General features: G+C 63.4%; 19 protein-coding genes. 9 read left to right on the top strand and 10 right to left on the bottom strand.

The annotated features are described in order from the left end of the window. Nucleotides 1-136: 136 nt before the first annotated feature. Entirely contained in the window at nucleotides 137-2,935 is a 2,799-nt protein-coding gene (polA, locus tag B0G62_RS06105; protein ID WP_103703279.1) for a DNA polymerase I, read from the bottom strand. A 1-nt stretch (nucleotide 2,936) separates the two neighbouring features. On the opposite strand from polA, the gene B0G62_RS06100 reads away from it, so the two are divergent. The 3 genes from B0G62_RS06100 (at nucleotide 2,937) to B0G62_RS06090 (ending at nucleotide 5,203) form a co-directional block, all read left to right on the top strand. After that, the gene (locus B0G62_RS06100) at nucleotides 2,937-3,692 is read left to right on the top strand and encodes an LOG family protein (RefSeq protein WP_103703278.1); all 756 of its coding nucleotides are present in this window, start codon (nucleotides 2,937-2,939) and stop codon (nucleotides 3,690-3,692) included. Nucleotides 3,693-4,040: 348 nt separating this feature from the next. Beyond that, nucleotides 4,041-4,679: a chromate transporter gene (locus B0G62_RS06095; protein ID WP_103703277.1), complete on the top strand. Its 639-nt coding sequence runs from the start codon at nucleotides 4,041-4,043 to the stop codon at nucleotides 4,677-4,679. Beyond that, complete coding sequence (locus B0G62_RS06090) at nucleotides 4,676-5,203, top strand: chromate transporter (RefSeq protein ID WP_103703276.1); 528 nt, start codon at nucleotides 4,676-4,678, stop codon at nucleotides 5,201-5,203. Before B0G62_RS06095 ends, B0G62_RS06090 begins: the two co-directional genes overlap by 4 nt. Before the next feature lie 27 nt (nucleotides 5,204-5,230). Here B0G62_RS06090 and B0G62_RS06085 read toward each other — a convergent pair whose 3' ends face one another. After that, a complete protein-coding gene (locus B0G62_RS06085; protein ID WP_103703275.1) occupies nucleotides 5,231-5,992 on the bottom strand; it encodes a glutamine amidotransferase in 762 nt (253 codons plus the stop codon). A gap of 85 nt (nucleotides 5,993-6,077) precedes the next feature. Next, on the bottom strand, nucleotides 6,078-7,604 hold the full coding sequence (locus B0G62_RS06080; protein WP_103703274.1) for an AMP nucleosidase: 1,527 nt from the start codon (nucleotides 7,602-7,604) through the stop codon (nucleotides 6,078-6,080). Nucleotides 7,605-7,780: 176 nt separating this feature from the next. Here B0G62_RS06080 and B0G62_RS06075 point away from each other — a divergent pair, with 176 nt between their 5' ends. From B0G62_RS06075 to B0G62_RS06065, 3 genes are all read left to right on the top strand, one after another. Then, on the top strand, nucleotides 7,781-8,185 hold the full coding sequence (locus B0G62_RS06075) for a hypothetical protein (RefSeq protein ID WP_103703273.1): 405 nt from the start codon (nucleotides 7,781-7,783) through the stop codon (nucleotides 8,183-8,185). Between the two features lie 134 nt (nucleotides 8,186-8,319). After that, nucleotides 8,320-9,342 (top strand): homoserine kinase, encoded by a 1,023-nt coding sequence (locus B0G62_RS06070; RefSeq protein WP_103703272.1) that lies wholly within the window; start codon nucleotides 8,320-8,322, stop codon nucleotides 9,340-9,342. Further along, entirely contained in the window at nucleotides 9,333-10,136 is an 804-nt protein-coding gene (locus B0G62_RS06065) for a BPSS1780 family membrane protein (RefSeq protein ID WP_103703271.1), read from the top strand. Before B0G62_RS06070 ends, B0G62_RS06065 begins: the two co-directional genes overlap by 10 nt. Nucleotides 10,137-10,221: 85 nt before the next feature. On the opposite strand, the gene B0G62_RS06060 is transcribed toward B0G62_RS06065, so the two are convergent. Together B0G62_RS06060 and B0G62_RS06055 are read right to left on the bottom strand one after the other, a co-directional pair. Continuing rightward, nucleotides 10,222-10,401: a DUF3563 family protein gene (locus B0G62_RS06060; RefSeq protein ID WP_027819116.1), complete on the bottom strand. Its 180-nt coding sequence runs from the start codon at nucleotides 10,399-10,401 to the stop codon at nucleotides 10,222-10,224. Between the two features lie 166 nt (nucleotides 10,402-10,567). Further along, the gene (locus tag B0G62_RS06055) at nucleotides 10,568-11,758 is read right to left on the bottom strand and encodes an extracellular catalytic domain type 1 short-chain-length polyhydroxyalkanoate depolymerase (protein WP_103703270.1); all 1,191 of its coding nucleotides are present in this window, start codon (nucleotides 11,756-11,758) and stop codon (nucleotides 10,568-10,570) included. 258 nt (nucleotides 11,759-12,016) lie between these two features. Between B0G62_RS06055 and B0G62_RS06050 the strand changes: the two genes are divergently transcribed. Beyond that, nucleotides 12,017-12,727 (top strand): phosphatase PAP2 family protein, encoded by a 711-nt coding sequence (locus B0G62_RS06050; protein WP_103703269.1) that lies wholly within the window; start codon nucleotides 12,017-12,019, stop codon nucleotides 12,725-12,727. Nucleotides 12,728-12,764: 37 nt separating this feature from the next. Here the strand turns inward: B0G62_RS06050 and B0G62_RS06045 are convergent, their stop codons facing one another. After that, nucleotides 12,765-13,661: a TOBE domain-containing protein gene (locus B0G62_RS06045; protein WP_103703268.1), complete on the bottom strand. Its 897-nt coding sequence runs from the start codon at nucleotides 13,659-13,661 to the stop codon at nucleotides 12,765-12,767. A gap of 83 nt (nucleotides 13,662-13,744) precedes the next feature. Beyond that, the gene (locus tag B0G62_RS06040; RefSeq protein WP_103703267.1) at nucleotides 13,745-15,325 is read right to left on the bottom strand and encodes a CHAD domain-containing protein; all 1,581 of its coding nucleotides are present in this window, start codon (nucleotides 15,323-15,325) and stop codon (nucleotides 13,745-13,747) included. A gap of 192 nt (nucleotides 15,326-15,517) precedes the next feature. On the opposite strand from B0G62_RS06040, the gene B0G62_RS06035 reads away from it, so the two are divergent. Both B0G62_RS06035 and ppk2 read left to right on the top strand, forming a co-directional pair. Beyond that, nucleotides 15,518-15,736, top strand: a complete 219-nt coding sequence (locus tag B0G62_RS06035; RefSeq protein ID WP_103703266.1) for an HP1242/YdcH family protein — start codon at nucleotides 15,518-15,520, stop codon at nucleotides 15,734-15,736. A 137-nt stretch (nucleotides 15,737-15,873) separates the two neighbouring features. Further along, complete coding sequence (gene ppk2, locus B0G62_RS06030; RefSeq protein WP_103703265.1) at nucleotides 15,874-17,016, top strand: polyphosphate kinase 2; 1,143 nt, start codon at nucleotides 15,874-15,876, stop codon at nucleotides 17,014-17,016. A 431-nt stretch (nucleotides 17,017-17,447) separates the two neighbouring features. Here ppk2 and B0G62_RS06025 read toward each other — a convergent pair whose 3' ends face one another. From B0G62_RS06025 to B0G62_RS31085, 3 genes are read right to left on the bottom strand one after another with little or no spacing between them, the layout of a single operon-like run. Next, nucleotides 17,448-18,080 carry a hypothetical protein gene (locus B0G62_RS06025; protein ID WP_146055211.1) on the bottom strand — a complete coding sequence of 211 codons (633 nt, stop codon included), beginning with the start codon at nucleotides 18,078-18,080 and terminating at the stop codon, nucleotides 17,448-17,450. Next, complete coding sequence (locus B0G62_RS06020; protein ID WP_146055210.1) at nucleotides 18,013-18,417, bottom strand: hypothetical protein; 405 nt, start codon at nucleotides 18,415-18,417, stop codon at nucleotides 18,013-18,015. The genes B0G62_RS06025 and B0G62_RS06020 overlap by 68 nt, the downstream gene beginning before the upstream one ends. Continuing rightward, the gene (locus B0G62_RS31085; protein ID WP_146055209.1) at nucleotides 18,414-18,773 is read right to left on the bottom strand and encodes a hypothetical protein; all 360 of its coding nucleotides are present in this window, start codon (nucleotides 18,771-18,773) and stop codon (nucleotides 18,414-18,416) included. The genes B0G62_RS06020 and B0G62_RS31085 overlap by 4 nt, the downstream gene beginning before the upstream one ends. Between the last annotated feature and the right edge of the window lie 159 nt (nucleotides 18,774-18,932).

The raw sequence follows: 18,932 nt of genomic DNA, 5'->3' as shown, positions 1-18,932 counted from the left end.
GGTCATTGTCGGCTGACGGGTCACGCGACAGCAAGACGCAGCGGGCACATTGAGATCATGTGTAGCGCCCCGCTTGTGCATTCCCGCGCGCGCGGTTATGAGCGCTCACCAGGCTCAGTGCGGGCTCAGTACGCCTTCAGTGCGCTTCTTCCCAGTTCGCGCCGACGCCCACTTCCGCGACGAGCGGCACCTTGAGTTTCGCGACCGAGCACATCAGTTCCGGCAGGCATTTGCGCACTTCGGACAACTCCGCGTCGGGCACTTCGAGCACCAGTTCATCGTGCACCTGCATGATCATCTTCGTGCCGATCTTGCGCTCGTCGAGCCACTTCTGCACGGCGATCATCGAGAGCTTGATGAGATCGGCGGCCGTGCCCTGCATCGGCGCATTGATTGCGGCGCGCTCGGCGGCCTGGCGGCGCGGACCGTTGCCGCCGTTGATTTCGGGCAGCCACAGACGGCGGCCGAACACGGTCTCGACATAACCGCGCGATTTCGCGTCCATGCGCGTCTCGTCCATGTAGCGCGCGACGCCCGGATAACGAGCGAAATAGCGGTCGATATAGAGCTTGGCCGCATCGCGCGTGATGCCGAGATTCGACGCCAGCCCAAACGCGCTCATGCCGTAAATCAAGCCGAAATTGATGACCTTGGCGATGCGGCGCTGATCGTTGCTCACTTCGATCGGCGTCACGCCGAACACTTCGGCGGCGGTCGCGCGGTGAATATCGTCGCCGCGCGCGAAGGCCGCGAGCAGCGATTCATCGCCCGAGATATGCGCCATGATGCGCAGTTCGATCTGCGAATAATCGGCGGAAACGATCTTGCAGCCCGGCGAGGCAATGAACGCCTCGCGAATGCGCCGGCCTTCGCCCGTGCGAACCGGAATGTTCTGCAGATTCGGATCGTTCGAGGCCAGACGTCCCGTGACCGCCACGGCCTGGGCGTAGTTCGTATGCACGCGTCCCGTCTGCGCGTTGACCATGCGCGGCAGCTTGTCGGTATAGGTCGACTTGAGCTTCGAGAGGCCGCGATGTTCGAGCAGCAGCTTGGGCAGCGGGTAATCTTCCGCGAGCTTCTGCAGCACTTCTTCGTCGGTGGAGGGCGCGCCGCTCGGCGTTTTCTTCACGACGGGCAGCTTCAGCTTTTCGAAGAAGATCTGGCCGATCTGCTTGGGCGAGCCGAGATTGAACTCGCCTTCAGCCAATACATAGGCCTCCTTTTCAAGCTCGACGAGACGCACCGCGATTTCGGCGCTCTGCTTTTCCAGACGCTGAGTGTCGATCAGCACACCGTTGCGCTCCATCTTGCGCAGCACGCGCGACGTGGGTAGCTCGATGCTGCGATAGACGTAGTCGAGGCCTTTTTCCGGCTCGATCTGCGGATAAAGCGCGAGGTGCAGTTGCAGCGTGATATCGGCATCTTCCGCCGCGTATTCGGCGGCCTGCTCCAGCGAGACCTCATCGAAGCCGATCTGCTGCGCGCCCTTGCCCGCCACCTCTTCGTACTTGATCGTCTTGATGCCGAGATGGCGCAGCGCGAGGCTGTCCATGTCGTGCGTGCGATGCGATTCGAGCACATAGGATTCGAGCAGCGTGTCGTGCTCGATGCCGTTAAGTTCGATACCGTAGTTCGCGAGCACCTGCTCGTCGTATTTCATGTGCTGGCCGACTTTCTTGTGCTGCGTGCTTTCGAGCCAGGGCGTCAGGCGCGCGAGGACTTCGTCGATCGGCAACTGCTCGGGCAAATCGGGCCCGCGATGCGCGAGCGGCAGATAGGCCGCGCTGCCCGGCTCCGTCGAAAACGACATGCCCACGAGCTTCGCCTGCATCGGATCGAGCGCCGTGGTTTCGGTGTCGAATGCGGTGAGTTTCGCGGCTTCGATCTTCTTGAGCCACGCGTCGAACTGCTCCCACGTCTGGATCGTTTCGTAGTGACGCGGCGCGTCGACGAACAGCGCGGGCTGCACGTTCGCGTCTTGCTCCTGCACGTCGCTGCTGGCGGCTGCCGCGACGGTCTCGTTCTGGCCGGCTTCGTTGATTTCACGCAACCACGTCTTGAAGCCATGACGCGCGAAGATGTCACGCATTTCCTCGCGCGCTTCGGGGCGCGTGGCAAGCGACGCTTCGATCGACTCCAGATGCGGAGCGAGATCACAAGCCGTTTCCACGGTGACGAGCTTTCTCGCCATCGGCAGGAAGTCGAGCGCATCGCGCAGATAACCGCCCACGGTGCCCTTGATTTCGTCCGCATGTTCGACGATGCCGTCGAGCGAGCCATATTGCGTGAGCCACTTCACCGCCGTCTTGGGGCCGCACTTGTTCACGCCCGGCACGTTGTCGACGGTGTCGCCGATCAGCGAAAGATAGTCGACGATGCGCTCCGGCGGCACGCCGAACTTCGCGATCACCCCTTCGCGATCGAGCGTTTCGTTCGACATCGTGTTGATGAGCGTGACGTGGTCGGTCACGAGCTGCGCGAGATCCTTGTCGCCCGTGGAAACGACCACTTTCATGCCGAGCTTTTCGGCTTGGCAAGCGAGCGTGCCGATCACGTCGTCGGCCTCCACGCCTTCGACCATCAGCAGCGGCCAGCCAAGCGCGCGCACGGCTGCGTGGATAGGCTCGATCTGTGCGGCAAGCGGCTCCGGCATGGAAGGCCGGTTGGCCTTATAGTCGGGATACCAGTCATCACGAAACGTCTTGCCCTTGGCATCGAACACGCACGCGCTATACTCTGCCGTAACGTCCTTGCGCATACGACGCAACATGTTGATGATGCCGTAGAGTGCACCTGTGGGTTCGCCGTCGGGACCGCGCAGATCCGGCATCGCATGGAAGGCCCGATAGAGATAGCTAGAACCGTCGACCAGCAACAGGGTCTTACCTTCCAGCTCATTTTGTAGCTTCGTTTCCACGCGTAGTTCTTCAGGCATTATGGACAAGAGAAAAGTGATTCCGAGTCTGCGTTCACTCGCAGATCAAGAGCGCGCAACGGCCAAAAAGGCGCGCGCATCGTGGCAGATGTTCACGATTATGGCAGAGTTTATCGAGGCGACCGAATACCTGTCCGAGATCCGGCCAGCGGTCAGCATCTACGGCTCTGCGCGCCTGAAACCGGACTCAAAGTACTACCAACTGGCGTCCACGATCGCGCGAAAAGTCTCGGATGCGGGCTTCGCCGTGATCTCCGGCGGCGGCCCCGGCATCATGGAAGCCGCGAACCAGGGCGCTCATGCCGGCAAGTCGCCTTCGGTGGGCCTGAACATCGAATTGCCGCACGAACAGTCGGGCAATCAGTGGCAGGACATCTCGCTGCGATTCCGCCATTTCTTCACGCGTAAAGTCACCTTCGTGAAGAACTCGGACGCCGTGATCGTGATGCCGGGCGGCTTCGGCACGCTCGACGAACTGGCCGAAGTACTCACGCTGATCCAGACAAAGAAATCGCGCCACGTACCCATCATTCTCGTGGGCGCCGAGTTCTGGGAAGGACTGCTTGCGTGGTTCCGTTCGGCGCTCGTGCCGATGGGCCTCATCAATCCGGAAGACATGGATCTGATGCAGGTGATCGACGATCCCGATCAGGTGCTCGAAGCGGTGCTGAAGTTCTACGAGGACAGCGGCGAAGAAGTCGACAAGGAACATCCCGCCCGTCCCGATTCGGACGAAGATCGCATGTTCTACCTCTGATGCAGGTGCCGGCCTTGCACGGGCCGGTCCTGCATCTGTCCGCGGCGCGCGTCCTGCGCGCCGCACGCCTTTCCTCCTGCTTTCAGGCGCGATGTTTGCGCTTGCTCCGCCCGCTCTCCCCGCATCCCACCTGTCGCCACGCATCGGGCGAGAAGACCGCGCCGCACGGCGACATCCAACGCAGCCGGCACCCTACCCAGGCAACACCGACCGTCTTCGGTAAGCGCGCGAAAAGAAGGCAGTGAACGTGCCACGCTTGTGACGCCAGGTCACAAAGGAGCGCCCAAAAAATCGTTTTGCGGCCCGGCAATTCGCGCTACGCTCCCAGCTTGCCTCAGAGGTCTCCGCATGAAACAAAATCCTGTTCCCGCTCCGGCCGAATCCCGCGCTGATTCACATGCCGATTCACATGCCGACATCCACGCCCACGACGCGCTCGTGACACCCGGCGTCAAAGATATATTCCTCGGTTTTCTCGGCCTGGGTTTCACGTCCTTCGGCGGCGCGCTGCCACTCGCGCGCCGTACCATCGTCGAGCAGCGCCGCTGGCTCTCGGGCGCCGAATTCACGGATCTGCTCGGGCTGTGCCAGTTCCTGCCCGGCGGCAATGTGATCAACCTGTCGGTCGCGATCGGCATGCGTTTTCAGGGCTGGCGCGGCGCGCTCGCCGGCCTGCTCGGGCTGATCGCAGGACCGTCGCTGGTGGTGATCGGGCTTGGGGTGCTTTATGAACGCACGCAGAACGATCCGCATGTGCGGCATCTGTTCGTTGGCCTCGCCGCAGCGGCGGCCGGTTTGCTGATATCGATGGCCCTGAAGATCATCCTGCCGTTGCGCCGCGATCCCGCAGCCGCGGTCATCGCCGCGCTCGGCTTCGTCGCCATCGCACTGTTGCGCACGCCGCTCCTGCCGACCATGCTCGTGCTCACGCCCGTCGGCATCGCCGTCGCGGCGCGCGCCGCCCGTCGCTCGGGAGCCGCGCAATGAATGCCACGCTGCTTGCGCTCGCCACGATTTTCAGCCAGCTTTCGCTGCTCGCATTCGGCGGCGGCAACACCATCCTGCCGGAGATGCAGCGCCAGGTCGTGGAGGTTCACCACTGGATGCCCGCCCGCGAGTTCAGCGCGCTCTTCGCGCTCGCGCAGGCCGCCCCCGGGCCGAACATGATGATCGTGACGCTGGTGGGCTGGCACGTGGCCGGCTGGGCGGGAATGCTCGTGACGTCGGTGGCGAAGTTCGGGCCGTCGTCGCTGGTGACGATCGCCGCGTTGCACGCGTGGGACCGCTTCAAGGACCGGCCGTGGCGACGCATCGCCCAGCGCGGACTCGTGCCGGTGACGGCGGGTCTGGTGGCCGCGAGCGCGGTGCTGATCGCGAAGGCCTCCGACCCGTCGTGGATCGCGTGGGCCGTCACGGGCGTATGCGCCGTGCTGGCGTTCCGCACGAAGATTCATCCGCTCTGGTTGCTGGCGGCGGGGAGTTTGATCGGGCTGACGGGGTTTGGGCAGTAGTTTGGCCGGTCGATTTGCGTTGAACCGCTACACGGCCTCGCTCGCGCAGGCTTGCCCCGCCGGATGGCTTTGGCCGCTTACGATGGCCGCGAATCGGCGCAAGAGACTCGCCGCATCGGACGTTGCGCGCACGCCGGCGCTCAACGCATCGGCGTCGTAGCCTTCGTCGCGCGCTTCGATAGGCATTTCGCGGATGTATGCGCGCATTGCCTCCGTCGAGAACTCCGGATGGAACTGGACGCCCCATGCGGCCCGCCCGACCCTGAATGCCTGGCATGCTTCGCCTTCGCTGCCCGCCAGCAGAACCGCGCCGGCCGGCAAACGCGAGACCGATTGCCGGTGGACCAGTTGTGCGCCGAAGCGTTGCGGCATTCCGTTGAACAAGGGATCGCTTTGGGCTTCGGCGTTCAATTCGATCGTATGCGTGCCGATCTCGAAATCGCGGTTTGCCCTGTCTGCCACCACACCGCCAAACGCATGAGCGAGCAACTGATGGCCATAGCAGATGCCCAGCACGGGCACGTCCGCAGCGACGCACTGTGTCAGCCATTGCGCCAGGCGCTCGCTCCACGGCTCGCGATCGCTCACCATCGAAGGCGAGCCGCTCAACACCACACCGGCAAGTCCCGACGGATCGGGCAGCACTTCAGCGGTTTGCGCATCCACCAGACGATGAGACACGGTATCGCCCAGACCTTTGGCAATCCACTCGCCGAAGTCGCCTTGAGATTCGGCGATCTGCGGGAGCGTGCGCCCGGTCGCAACAATGAGAACTGGCTTGAACGTCATGGTCGTGCTTGGGTTTGAATGAAATTCGGGGCACGCACGATTCCATTCGGGAAAAGTGCATGCCGCTCAGCGGGCGCGTCGCGCCTTACTGGAATGCCACCTCGGCAAAACTACGCAGCTTGCGGCTGTGAAGCTTGTGCAACCCGTTGGTCCGCAGAATCTCCATCGCCTTCACGCCGATCTGCAAATGCTGATCCACCTGCGCGCGATAGAACGAATCGGCCATGCCCGGCAGCTTGAGTTCGCCGTGCAGCGGCTTGTCGGAGACACATAGCAAGGTGCCGTACGGCACGCGGAAACGGAAGCCATTCGCCGCGATGGTCGCGCTTTCCATATCGAGCGCGACCGCGCGGCTCTGCGAAAGACGCAACACCGGCTCGCGATGATCGCGCAGCTCCCAGTTGCGGTTATCCACGCTCGCGACCGTGCCCGTGCGCATCACGCGTTTAAGCTCCGCGCCGTCCAGACGCGTGACGTCCGCCACCGCCCGCTCCAGCGCGAGCTGCACTTCCGCGAGCGCCGGAATCGGCACCCACAGCGGCAAATCATCATCGAGCACATGATCCTCGCGCACATAGCCGTGCGCCAGCACGTAGTCGCCCAGGCGCTGCGTGTTGCGCAGCCCCGCGCAGTGACCCAGCATGATCCACGCGTGCGGACGCAGCACGGCGATGTGATCGGTGATCGTCTTCGCGTTCGACGGCCCCACGCCGATGTTGACCATCGTGATGCCGCTGCCGTCGGCGCGCTTGAGGTGATACGCGGGCATCTGCGGCAGGCGCGCGGGCGCCGCGCCTTCGTCGTCCTGCTCGCCGAGGTTCGCGTTGTACGTCACCACGTCGCCCGGCTCCACGAAGGAGGTGTACTCGCTGCGATAGTTGCGCAGATCGGCGTCGTCGGTGCGCGCCATCATCGCGCGGCCGAGTTTCACGAATTCGTCGATATAGAACTGGTAGTTCGTGTACAGCACGTAGTTCTGCACGTGCGTGGGCGAAGTGGCGGTGTAGTGCTTGAGCCGATGCAGCGAAAAGTCCACGCGCGCGGCCGTGAAGAGCGCAAGCGGGAACGGCTCGCCGGGCGCGGGCTCGTACGTGCCGTTGACGATGCGGTCGTCGAGCGTGGCCAGATCGGGCGTGTCGAACACGTCGCGCATCGCGAAGAGACGCTCGCGGTCGAGGTCGCCTTCGAGGTGGATGCCTTCGGCAAACGCGAAGTGAACCGGAATCGGCTGATCCGACACGCCCACTTCGATCGACACATGATGGTTCTTCGCGAGCAGGCGCAGTTGTTCGCGATAGTAGTTGCCGAACAGGTCGGGACGCGTGAGGGTCGTCTCGAATACGCCGGGACCCGCGACGAAACCATACGAGCGGCGCGAGTCGATGTGCGTGTTGACTTCGGTACGGATACGCACGAACGGATAGCAGGCGCGCACGCGGCGCTCGAACGCCTCGCCGCGCCGATAGCGCGCGAAGGCGTCGCGCAGGAACGAGGTGTTGGCTTCGTAGATGGCGGCGAGACGCGTCACGGCATCGGCGGCGTCTTCGAAGGATTCAAGCGGGAAGTCGTGCGGGGGCGTCATGAAGGTTCGCCGGTGGGTGTCGTTGTTCATTGTCGTTCGCCTGAGTTCGTTTGAACGACATTAGCACGGAAGCAGGAAAATCTGACAACGCCCTTCACACAGCGCGGAAATGCGCGAGCCAAGGCGCGCGCCGCGCGCGAGGCGGTCCGGGTCGGGCGGCGCGGCGCGGATTTGCTAGAATTCGAGAATCCCATCGGAGAATCACCATGAAGTCGCATCTTCTTGCCGCTGTCGCCGCGACGCTTGCGTTTAGCGGCCTGGCCATGGCGGCGCCGGCCGACGACGCCAAAACGGCTGTCGAGGCCCAGTCCGCGCAGTCCGAGAACGAGCGGGCCGGTCTGCCCGATCTCGCGGCGATCAACCGTCCCGCTGCGCAGGTCAGCTCGAAGGTCGACATCAACGACGTGCCGCGCACGCCGAGCTTTCATGAAGTGAGCCCGAGCGGCACCGAAATCACCGAATACCGCGACAAGGGCAAGCCCGTCGAGATCAACGTGCATTCCAACTTCGGCACGCGTTACACGATGAGCGCCAGTCCCGACACCTCGCCGCAAGTCCGCCCGAACGGTCAGGCCAGCACGCGCCTGCCGTCGATCAACCTGCATTACTGACACACCGCCCTCGCGCGTGGGCGGCGTGCGCTGTCCGCGCCGCCTCCTGCCCGGGCGAGCGCCTGTTCACCCCGGCACGCCCCGGCGCTCGTGCGTGAGCCGGGCCCCCTTACGAAAACCACACGACCTCCCGCATGGCCGTCTTCACCGCTGTCACCGACACCCAGCTCGCCCAATGGCTGCGCGACTACGATCTTGGCGACGTAGTCGATTTTCGCGGCATCCAGTCCGGCATTGAAAACAGCAACTTCTTCCTGACGACGACGCGCGGCGAATACGTCCTGACGATCTTCGAAAAGCTGACAGCACAGCAGTTGCCGTTTTACCTGGATCTGATGCGCCATCTCGCGTCGCATAGCGTGCCGGTGCCGGATCCGATGCCGCGCGCCGACGGCTCGCTGTTCGGCATGCTGCACGGCAAGCCGGCCGCCATCGTCACGAAACTCGACGGTGCGCCCGAACTGGCCCCGCAGGTCGAGCATTGCGCCGAAGTCGGCCAGATGCTCGCGCGCATGCACCTCGCAGGCCGCGATTACGCGGGCAACCAGCCGAATCTGCGCAGCCTGCCGTGGTGGGAAGAGACGGTGCCGACGGTGCTGCCGTTTCTGGACGACGCGCAGCGCGACCTGCTCACGAGCGAACTCGCCCACCAGCAGGCTTTCTTCGCCAGCGACGACTACGCGGCGCTGCCCGGCGGCCCGTGCCACTGCGACCTGTTCCGCGACAACGCGCTGTTTGCGCACGCCAAACCCGAAACGGGCCATACGGTGCGCCTTGGCGGCTTCTTCGACTTCTATTTCGCCGGTTGCGACAAATGGGTGTTCGATGTGGCGGTGACGGTCAACGACTGGTGCGTCGATCTCGCGACGGGCACGCTCGACGCGACTCGCGCCGAAGCGCTGCTGCGTGCGTACCAGACGGTGCGCCCGTTCACGCCGGCTGAAATCGCCCACTGGGGCGACATGCTGCGCGCCGGCGCTTACCGTTTCTGGGTCTCGCGCCTGTATGATTTTTATCTGCCGCGCTCGGCGGAGTTGCTCAAGCCGCACGATCCGGGTCATTTCGAGCGCATTTTGCGCGAGCGCCGCGCGCAGTTTCACGACCACGCGCCCGGCGACATCCATGCACTTTCTGGCCTGCCCCGCTCATGCAACTGATCGAAGTCCCCGCCAAGCAGGGCTATGTGTGGTTCCGCCAGGGCATCTGGCTGTTCCGCCGCAATCCGCTGGCGTTTCTCACGCTGTTCTTCGCGTATCTGCTCGCCATGACGCTGATCTCGGCGATCCCGCTGATCGGCGGCGTGTTGCCGCTGCTGTTCGTGCCAGGCGTGGCGGTCGGCTTCATGGCCGCGTGCCGCGACACGATCGCGGGCAAGCCTGTGTTCCCGACGATCCTGGTGGACGGATTCCGCTCGTATGGACCTGGCGTCACGAAGCATCTGTTCGCGCTGGGCGGAATCTATGTAGTGGCGATGACGCTGGTGCTCGCGGCGTCCGCCCTGGTGGACGGCGGCGAGCTGCTGCGCCTGATGACGCTGGGCGGGACGCTGGATACCGATGCGATCGAGAACAGCAACGTGCCGCTCGCCGTGCTGGCGTCGCTGGCGTTCTACGTGCCGGTATCGATGCTGTTCTGGTTCGCGCCGGTGCTGACGGCCTGGCATGACGTGCCGCCCGTCAAGGCGATGTTCTTCAGCATCGTGAGCTGCTGGCGCAACAAGGGCGCGTTCACGGTGTATGGCGCGCTGTGGTTTGCGCTGTCGATGGGCGTGGCCGTCGGCCTGTCGAATCTGCTGCGTGCGCTCGGCGCGGGGGAATATGCACTGGCAATCGTGATGCCGGCGCTGATCCTCGTGACGACGATGATCTACTGCTCGTTCTACGCGACTTATCGCGGCTGCTACGGCATTCAGGAGAAACCGGCCGAGCAGGCGCCCGATTCGGGCCGCTAGTCGTTACGTCATCACATCATGACGCGGCGAGAAAGCCAGCACCTTCGCGGGGCGCCATCATGCGCCCCGTTTTTATGGCTACGGCTTAGCCGTAGTGATTCATCCACGAGGGATGACGACCGGTCTTCTCGCGGTCGAGCTTGCGCATGCGGAATTCCAGATCGTAGATATCGGCCGATTCGGCCAGATAGGCTTCCTCGCGCTCCTTGCGGGCGACGTCGGACGATTTCGTGAGGAACAGGAAAAGGCGGCTAAGCAGATACATGGTCTGGCTCCGGAATACGGGCACATGCCCTCGGAAGGAATGGAGCCATTATAAGGGAAAACCCTTATCAGGGTAAACCCTTGAATTGCTGCGGATTGTCGCAGCCCTGCTTGAACCTTACTAGCCCGCCAAGCCACGCCGCATCGGGCGGCGCGATCATCTGCAATCAGCCCGCGCCCTGCGCCAGTTCGTCGTCGAAGGCGGTGTCCGCATCGGCGCGTCGGTGTGCATCGAAAAAGTCCCAGATCATCGTGCTGGCGTCCGGGCCCGAGGAGGAATGAAACGGCACGGTATCGTCGCCGCCGCTCCACGCGTGGTCAAGCGCGTCCACGCGGCACAAACGCACGACGCTCGCGCCATCGCGCAGGTAATCGTGGAGCGTGTAGCCGTCGCCATCGTGTTCATGCGAAACCACGCCCTGACGCACGCCTTCGCCATCGGCAAGACCGTTCAGATGCAGGAACTGCGTGGTCAGTTGCTCGGCGTTCACGGGCGCCACGACGGCGTCGTTGCTGCCCTGCACGATCAGCGTCGGCATACCGGGATGCCGGCGCCCCGCCAGTTCGCCATCGACCAGAGCGACCGGGTCGTGATGCAGGCCGCGCCGCATGACGTCGAGCGCGGCCACGCCCGAGCGCGCCTCGCCGAACGCGGGACCCGAATGCAGCGCGATCGCCGCGAAACGGCCCGGCGCGCGCATCGCCAGCAAGGACGCGAGCCCTGCCCCCGCCGATAACCCCGCCAGATAGACACGCGAGCGGTCGAAACCATGCTCCTGGGCAAGCGTATCGACGAGCGAGACGATCGCGGCAACCTCCCCGCCGCCCGCCGACTGGCGCGCGTCGTACCAGTGCCAGCATTGATGCGGGTGCGCCAGCGTGGACTGTTCCGGATACACCACGGCAAAGCCGTACCGGTCGGCCAGCAGATTCATGCGCGTGCCTTCGGCGAACGAATTCATCGTCTGTTGGCAACCGTGCAGCATCACGACCACCGGCATGCCCGCCGTCGGGCGATCCGCCGGCAGATAAAGCCCATAGGCCAGCGCGCGCGATGCGCCCTTCGGCAAATGTTCGGCGCGCTGCCATTCGCCAGCGGCCCATGCTGCGGCGCGAGGCCCCACGCGCGATTCGCGTATTGGAGCCGTGGCGGGCGCCTGGCGCGGTTTGGTATTTTCAGCGGCGGGAGCCGGTGCAGCATCGGCCTGCGCGGCGGCGGGCTGCGCGGCCAGCCATATGGCCTGGGCGTCGGAAGCGCGCAAACCGGCCTCGCGCAGCGCGGTACGCGCCGCACGATTCTGGATGGCGAGCAGACGTCGCATGCCACCCGCCCACAGCTTCGTCAGATCTTTCGTCATCAGCGGCCTCGTGAAAGGGGTCGGATACGAAGTAAAAGCTCACTACGTACCGTTGTTGTGCGATGCACAATAACACCAATCTGACAGCACTGCAGTCGAATGAATTCTAAAGTCCATGCGACGTTCGTTGCGGCGCATTGAGCGTAACGAATCACGGCTATACTGGAAAATCCCTGGACGCACTTGTCGGCCCAACCCGCCGCCTGCGCGTTACTCAAAAGACATCATCCTGCGAACGCGCCGTCACGGCACCGACTCATGCCCGACTTGCCTCTTGACCTCTGGACCTCGATCACCAACCTCGGTGGCGCGGGTCTCACGTTTCCGCTTGCTTTTGCGATCGCGCTGTGGCTCGCCGCAGGCTATTCGTGGCGCATGGCGGCTAGCTGGCTGGCGCTCCTCGGTGCGGCAATCGGCCTCGTCACGTTGACGAAAATCGCTTTCCTGGGCTGGGGCGTCGGGGTTCGCTCGTACGATTTCACAGGGCTGAGCGGCCACGCGATGATGTCCACCTCGGTTTATCCGGTGGCCTTTTTCCTGATGCTGCAAGGCGCGCGGCCCACGTTGCGGGCGGCGGGCGTCGCGCTGGGCCTGGTGATCGGCATCGTGGTGGCTTTCTCGCGCGTCGTGCTGGACGCGCATTCGCCGTCGGAAGCCGTCACCGGCACCATCGTCGGCGCGCTGACGGCGTTGGTGTTCGTGCGCTATTGGTGGGAAGCACGTTCGGGCGGGATTTCGACGGCCGTGGTCACGGTGAGTCTCGCTGCCCTCACGCTCGCCCTGCATGACGTGCGCGTGCCCACGCACCGCTGGGTCACGGATATCGCCCTGACCGTTTCGGGTCACGATCAGCCTTATGTGCGCGCAAAGTGGAAGGCCAACCGGCCGATCCACACGCCCGGCACGCCGACCGCACCGATCTCGCAGACGCGCGACACCCTCACGCCGGCCACGCAGCGTCACGCCTGAGGCCTAACCGGAGTGGCGCTCGCCGCTCCACCGCTATCTAGTTGCCCACGCCGAGCAGCACGCTCGACGCCTTGAAAACAGCCGTCGCGCTCACGCCGATGTCGAGACCGAGCGCATCGACGCTGGCATCGGTGACGACTGCGGCAATCACGATGCCGCCAGGCAGTTCGAGCGTCACCTCCGCATTAACTTCGCCGCGCCGCACACCATTCACCACGCCGCTCAACTGATTGCGCGCCGACAGCCGCGCCGCCACGCCTTCGCTCCCTGCGACCAGCACGACCGACGACGCCTTGACCAGCGCGACCACAGCCGCGCCTTCGGCCAGACCCAGTGCTTCGGCGCTCTCTCGCGTGACGGTCGCCGCGAGTCGCTGACCGCCCGGCAACCCGATCGAGACTTCGTCGTTGACAACGCCGCGTGCAATCGCCGCGACGGTCCCATAAAGCTGATTGCGCGCGCTCGTGCGCAAGCCGAAGCGGCCAAGCACGGCCAGATCGCCTGACAGGCCCTGCCCCGCGTCCTGACCCACAGCGAGATCCAAAGCACTCACGGCCGCCGCCGCGCGCTCCAGAAAACGCCGATGCTCGCGCTCGATCGCCGCAAACATCTCAATCAGCCGCAGAGCGCGCGGCGTGAGCTTCGTGCCGCCGCCGCCTTTGCCGCCCGTTGCGCGAATCACGAGCGGCTCGCCGGCGAGATTGTTCATGGCATCGATGGCGTCCCATGCGCCCTTGTAGCTCATGCCGACGGCTTTGGCCGCGCCCGTAATCGAACCGGTGTCGCGAATCGCCGCGAGCAGCGCGATGCGCGCGCTGCCGCCCAGCATCTGCGGGCCGGCCTGAAACCAGACCGAGCCGCCAAGGCCCAGATCGGCCGCAGCGCCAGGATTGTCGGAATCGAAATCAGAAGAATTCGGGGAAGCGGTTGTCATCGCGCATCGCAGTCATCGAGAGCCAGAACGTGACGCCGATTATAGAGACGGCGCGGCGTTCACCTGTACGCATGACACATGGCTCAAGCGCCGCGCGCGACCTTCGGCGGACGCAGTTCGCGCAAAAGGCGTTCGCCCTCTTTCGCGGTATAGCGCTTCACCGCTTCGCACCAGCCGCGCGCAAATCCCAACTGATAAGGCTCGGCGTCCATGTGCTCAAGAAAGCGCAATGCAACCGCAGCATCGTTGCCGTCGCCGAGCACGCCTTGAAGGCGTGCAAGCGTGCGCGCGGTCTCCGTACGCGTGCGGCGCGACGTGACGGACGCGAAGAACTCGAGCGTATAGCGCAGATATTTCGCGTTGATGCGCACGCGATGGCGGCTCGCCTCGTCGATGGCTGTGAGTTTCTGCGCCTGCGCAAGCCGCTCGTAATAGCGACGCACGCGCTTCTGCGCATGACGATGCAACGAAGGTCCGGCCTTGTCCGCCGCATCCATATGCTGCGCGAATACCGCCAGCCATTGCAGCCAGGCGAGCGCCGCATGGGCATATCGCGGCGACGCCAGCGCTTCGCGCACCCGCGCGCGCGCGGCAAGCCGCCCGGCCTCGGCCTCGTCGCGCACGGCTTGCCAGCGCGCCGCATCCGCGTCGGCGCCGGCCAACGCCGGTAGCGTCGACTCGACGAACACATCCCGGTCCCGCGCCTCGCCGAGCAGCGCCCCGAGCCATTTGAGATCGGGCTGGATGCGCACGCGCCACGTGTCGTCCTGCCAGCGCGAGAAGATCCGCATGGCCGTACGCAGCCGCCGCTGCGAAACGCGCATCTGGTGGATGAACTCCGTGTTGGCCGAATCGCGCACGCCCGCGTCGTTACCGAACCATTGCGCGCTGATATTGGCGCCGATCGCCGCCAGCGCCTCCTGTGCGCTCGACGCGCCGCGCAGATCGACTGGGGCGGCGTGAACCGCCTGCTCGTCGCCGGCGATGCTGCCTTGCGCCGCGCGTTCGAGCGCATCGGTCACGCGCACGAACGCGGGCAGCGCATCGACCAGTTCGTGCGCACAGGAAAATAAAGTATCGACAAGTGATGCCGCCTGGGTTCCTTCGGGCCAGCACACGCTCACGCGTAATTCATGCAGGCGCGCCATTTCGTCGCGTGGCGCACGCACATCGGCATCGAGCTGGAGTTCCACCTCGCCGCTCGCGCGCGGCCACGCCCATGCGCTACGCATCGCGGTCAGCGAGGCCGACGGCGCCAGTGGGGCGGCCGCTGCCAATGCCTCGCGAAATGCCGCGGGAGCCGCGTCGAACAGCGCATCGTCGAGGCCTTCTGTTTCGAGATGCGCCGAGAATATCGGCTCGACGACGGCGACGCCCGGCGTCCACTCGCGTCGGCTGGACACGACGACACAGTGCGCCGTTCCGCGCATTTCGACCGCAATCCGCCAGCCCGCCTTCGCAAGCGCGCCATCGCGGTCGAACGTGACGATCGAGACGTTTGAGATGTTCGAGACGGATTCGTCCGCCGCGGCCTGCCTCACGAGAGACGGCAATGCAGCGCACAAGATCGACGCACATTGACAATGCGTCGCAGGGATAGCCGGGGACAAGGCCTGCGGCTCGATATTCACGACATCCAGCACGAGTTCCAGACGACGGACCATGAACGCTCCAGGGTTCGTTGGCGCGACCGCGTTACCGCCCCGATAGTACACGATGGAGCACTTTCGATACTTTCGGGAACAGTCTGCGCCTTCGCTTGCGCTAGCTGACGGCGATCAAGACCGACAGGAGACGAAGGTGGAAAAATACCTGGATATCGTTTCGATTAATCTAATTTTTATAAGGAGTATTGAGTGTTCCCCGAATACAGAGAACAAATCTCGCATCTCAAGGTCCACGACGAACATTTCGCGCGGCTCTTCAATCGCCATAACGAACTGGACCAGCAGATCAAGAACATGGAAGCCGGCATCGTTCCGACCAACGGCGTGGCCATCGAGCATCTGAAGAAAGAGAAACTGCACCTCAAGGATTCGCTCTACACGATCCTGCGCAAGACCACCAACGCCTGAGCGTCGCGCGCCAAGTCTTTCTTTTTAAACCGCTTCAAAAAATCTCTCGTTACGCGGCATGCTGGTGGGCTTGCCGCGCGGGAGCGCCAATCGGGCCGACTTCCGCGTCTGGCCCTGCCCAACACGCGAGAACAACTATGTCCAGAACCGCGTCCCAATCCCTCGGTCCGAACTCCGTACAACTCACGCAAATTGCCGATGACAGCGCCCACGGCCCCGGCGCGCGCCAACCCAACGTCACGCCGCACAGCGCCGAATTGCGGACGGTCGATGCATCGGTAGAAGCGGCGTCGCAGGTCATTGCCGGCGCCATGCAGGACGTGATCGCCACGCGCAGTCATGCGGCGCGCGACGCGAGCGGCACTCCGCCCGCGACGTTGCTTGATTCCATCGCCGCGCTCATGCGCGGGCTATCGCCCGACGAGGGCGCGCGGCTGCGCGGCCTCGTCCTCGAAGGCAATCCGGCGGACTGGAGCCAGTCCCATTCGCGTCACCCCGACGACGAACTCGCAAGCGGCTGGCGCGACGGCACTTATCCCTATCGCAATCTGATGTCGCGGCGCGCTTACGAGCGCCAGAAATATCGGCTACAGGTCGAGTTGCTGAAACTCCAGGCGTGGGTGCGCGAGACCGGGCAGCGTGTGGTCATTCTCTTCGAAGGACGCGACGCGGCTGGCAAGGGCGGCACGATCAAACGCTTCATGGAGCATCTGAACCCACGCGGCGCACGTGTCGTCGCGCTGGAAAAACCCACCGAGCTTGAGCGCGGCCAGTGGTATTTCCAGCGTTATGTGCAACACCTGCCGTCGGCGGGCGAGATCGTTCTTTTCGATCGCTCCTGGTACAACCGCGCGGGCGTGGAGCGCGTGATGGGTTTCTGCTCCGCCGATGAATACGCCGACTTCATGCAGCAAGCGCCGGAGTTCGAGCGTCAGTTGATCCGCAGCGGCATCCACCTCATCAAGTTCTGGTTTTCGGTGAGCCGCGCGGAGCAGCGCCGGCGCTTCAAGGAACGCAGCGTGCATCCGCTCAAGCAATGGAAGCTGAGTCCCGTCGATCTCGCGTCACTCGACAAATGGGACGATTACACGCAGGCCAAGGAAGCGATGTTTGCGCAGACCGATACGGCAGACGCGCCGTGGACGGTGATCCGCTCTGATTGCAAAAAACGTGCACGGCTGAATGCGATGCGATATGTGCTGCAGAAGATGCCGTATGCGAGCCGGGATATCGAGGCGATTGGCGCGGTTGATCCGTTGCTGGTTAGTCGGGCGGTTTGAGGGGCGCGTGCTAGAAAAAAGGCCCTGTCAAGCCGGATTTCACGCAGTTCAAAGCGCGGGATACGGCCAAGCCCCCAGGCTATTCGGCACCAATTTAGCCATTCGGACAGCCCCGATTGCAACGCCCGAGAGTCGAGTCGTGAGGTGGCACCGGATTCTCACCGTTCTGATCCCTGGACTCAATGCCATGCCCCGCATCGACGTCAGGTTGATCAGCAGCACGATTGCTGCAAGACAGAGGAAGGCTCGGCGAACAGCTCGAAATCATGCATGACGAGTTCAGTTATTGATCCATTCGGTGAAAATAGCGAGCTGGGCCGGTCTGGGTCGAATCGGATCGACGCGCGGCTCGCGGAGGTATTGCGCCTGCGTTGGTGAGGATGTGGCAGCGAGGGACGAATGCCATCCCGTGTGCCGGGGTGGCCTGGCGCTCAGTCGAGCGGCTTGATGGCCATAAGTTTCGCGTAATAGCTTTCGGCGAGTTTCTTGCCAGCAGCGGTTTCCGGCACGCAAAGGCGCGAGCGGAAGGATTTTTTGTCGTTGCCGGCGGCCATGAAACTGCACATGAGTTTCAGGGAATAGCCTCCCTCCTTTCTGTTCTGCCACGCCGGCAGCACCTGGACGAAAAACTCGCCCGATCCGGCATAGCCGGTCAAACCGTTGAACGAGACAGGCCGGGCGGGATCGAGATGCAGCGTCTTGATCGTGACGCGCGCATCTTCGACGTCCTCGCTGATGAAATAATGCGCGCCGTTTTCTTCGATGAAGTACGTATCGTCGCCAAGCAAGGTTTGAATGCTGCGGGAATCGGAGAAGCCGAGATAATCGAGGCGTGCATAATTCTTCTTGTCCTGAATGACGTAGGTACAGCCGTCGTCCACCTGCAATTTCATCGCGCCATCGTCTGGTATCGCAAAGCCACAGGCGGAAGACGCCAACGCGGACGCCGAGAATACAAGCGTACCGAGAAATGCGATCAATTTTGATGCAGCCATCTTAGTCCCTGAGTGGTTGATATTCGGCTGGCAGGCCGCTTGCGAAATCGGAAAGGTATGAATACGCATGCTTGAAATACCTTCGGCGGTTTTCCACCTGGTCCTGCGCCGTATTCACGCATCGAGTGACATCGGCAAACACCGCCAGGCTCTGGTCGTCGCCGAGATCAAGACGAATATCCTTGTCGGCCCAGAAATTGATGCTCATTTTCCCGTACGGCACCAGATGATGGGTCACCGGATCACTATGCATACGTTGCTTGCTGGTCCAGAAGTAGCCGCCCGCATCGCACGCGTTGTTCGCGTCCGTGATGATCGATTCCGGGCCGGGATCGACCGTGACGTTCAGGCCGCCGCGATAGGACTGATAGCCTCGATAATTGTCGCCGCCGGTTAACTGGATCATTCCCTTGCCGGAGAAACGAACGCCATCCATGCACTCGGACAGCTCGGATAGAGTTTCCTGGCGATGCCGTACATCTCGTACTCGTAATTGGCATCCGCCTCTCCGTCACTGGCAGTGAGCAGAACCGGTGGCGCATTGTCACCGCCGTCGATCCACGTGGTCGTATATTTGCTGCCCTTGCGATAGGCTATGCGTACCAGAAGATTCCTGTTCGCATCGAGTGTACCCGCGACACCCACCGGGTAGGACTGACCGCCGATCTGTTGACCGGCGGGGTGATCCGCGCGAACAGCCGTACCGGCTTTGACGATGAAATAGCTGTCGCCCCAAGTGCCCTTGCCGCCGACTTCCTGCACATTGCGGCTATCGACGAAGAAGCTGGCCAGATCCGAATCGGTTGTAAAGATCTCGAAGTGAATGACGCCATTGGTCGAATACGATTCACCTGGATAGCCAATAATGTCTTTGCGATATATCTTGGCCCCATTCCCGCCTTTAACCGCATCGCCGCCCGG

Source organism: Paraburkholderia eburnea (assembly GCF_002917095.1).
Taxonomy (GTDB): Bacteria; Pseudomonadota; Gammaproteobacteria; order Burkholderiales; family Burkholderiaceae; genus Paraburkholderia; species Paraburkholderia eburnea.
The sequence above is the reverse complement of the archived record's forward strand: the minus strand, read 5'-3'. Positions and strand labels throughout refer to the sequence as shown.